The sequence below is a fragment of the Stenotrophomonas sp. 3diitr2024 genome (genome assembly GCF_042136455.1).
Taxonomy (GTDB): Bacteria; Pseudomonadota; Gammaproteobacteria; order Xanthomonadales; family Xanthomonadaceae; genus Stenotrophomonas; species Stenotrophomonas sepilia.
In genome coordinates this window covers 1-1,605 of the sequence record NZ_JBHHMJ010000527.1, presented here as the reverse complement: position 1 = coordinate 1,605, position 1,605 = coordinate 1, and the positions used below count along the sequence as shown (strand labels likewise).

The 1,605-nt window shown below is 69.4% G+C and carries 2 protein-coding genes; both read right to left on the bottom strand.

Translation table 11 applies throughout. From position 1 onward, the window contains the following. Positions 1-841: TPM domain-containing protein (locus tag ABGA94_RS13415; protein ID WP_375367519.1), on the bottom strand; the 841-nt coding region annotated here is incomplete at its 3' end. 3 nt (positions 842-844) lie between these two features. Beyond that, positions 845-1,465, bottom strand: a complete 621-nt coding sequence (locus ABGA94_RS13410; protein WP_005415338.1) for a LemA family protein — start codon at positions 1,463-1,465, stop codon at positions 845-847. Between the last annotated feature and the right edge of the window lie 140 nt (positions 1,466-1,605).

Below are 1,605 nucleotides of genomic sequence, written 5' to 3'. Positions count from 1 at the left end.
CGCCGAATCCACCACCACCGCCGAATCCACCACCACCGCCGAAGCCGCCTCCCCCGCCCCAGCTGCCACCGCCCCAGCCACCACCGCCGGCAAAGCGCCCCGGATGGCCGGACAGCATCGCCACGATCAGGCCAACCACGCCGGCCAGGCCACTGGCCAGCAGGGTGGAGGTGAACAGGAACGCCGCCACGGCTGCGCCAGCGCCGCCGAGCAGGCCACGCAGCGGGCGCGGCACGCGCGCGAACACGCCGCGCAGGATGCTGCCGGCGAACACACCGATGAACAGCGCCAGAAACCAGGCATCGCCGCCGCCACCCGGCTCGCGCCCACGATGGCCACTGACCGGTGCCGGCAGCGTTTCGCCATCGATCAGCTTGACCAGCACGGCGGTGGCATCGGTGATGCCCCCGGCGTAGTCGCCGGCGCGGAAACGCGGCACCAGGTATTCCTGGATGACCCGGTTGGCGATGGCATCGGGAATCGCGCCCTCCAGGCCGTAACCCGGCTCGATCCGCACGCGCCGGTCGTCCTTGGCCACCACCAGCAGCACGCCGTCATCGACGCCCTTGCGGCCGATCTGCCACTGGTCGAAGACCCGCGTGGTGTACTGCGCGATGTCCTCCGGCTGGGTGGTGGGTACCACCAGCACCTGCAGCTGGCTGCCCTTGCGCTGCTGCAGGTCCAGCGCCTGCTGCACCAGCGCCTGCTTCTGCGCGGCATCCAGCGTGCCGGTGGTGTCGACCACCGGCGAATCCAGCGCCGGAATCGGCGCCAGCTGCTGAGCCTGTGCCGCCAGCGGCAGCCACAGCAGCAGGGCCAGCAGCGCAGTGGCCAGGCGCATCGGTCAGTGGCCCGGCTGCGGTGCCGGCTGCTGCTGCGGCGCGTTGCCGAAATCCACCGCCGGTGCGTTGGAGATCTGCGCTTCGTTGTCAACGGTGAAGTTCGGCTTGGTCTTGTAGCCGAAGATCTTGGCGGTGATCACCTGCGGGAACGAGCGGATGTAGGTGTTGTAGTCCTGCACCTGCTGGATGTAGCGGCCGCGGGCAACGGTGATGCGGTTCTCGGTGCCTTCCAGCTGGGCCTGCAGGTCGCGGAAGTTCTGGTCGGACTTCAGCACCGGATAGTTCTCGGTCACCACCAGCAGCCGCGACAGCGCGCTGCCGAGTTCACCCTGGGCCTGCTGGAACTGCTTGAGCGAGGCTTCGTCATCGGCGTTGACGTTGATCTGGCCGACACGCGAGCGGGCGTTGGTGACTTCGGTCAGCACGCGCTCTTCCTGGCTGGCGAAACCTTTGACGGTCTGCACCAGGTTGGGCACCAGGTCGGCGCGGCGCTTGTACTGGTTGAGCACTTCGGACCAGCTGGCCTTGACCGCCTCATCCTTCTGCTGGATGGCGTTGTAGCCGCAGCCGGACAACAGGGAGGCCAGCAGCATCAGGGGCAGGACACGGGTGAACAGGCGCATGGCGGGGGTTCCGGGTGGGCTTGGCGCCGAGCATGCCATGGTTCGGGTGAAAGACCGGCCATCGGGCGCCGCCCCCTCCGCGGTGTGGTCCAGCCAGCTCGGGGATGGGCCGGGGGGGGGGGGGGGGGGGGGGGGGGGGG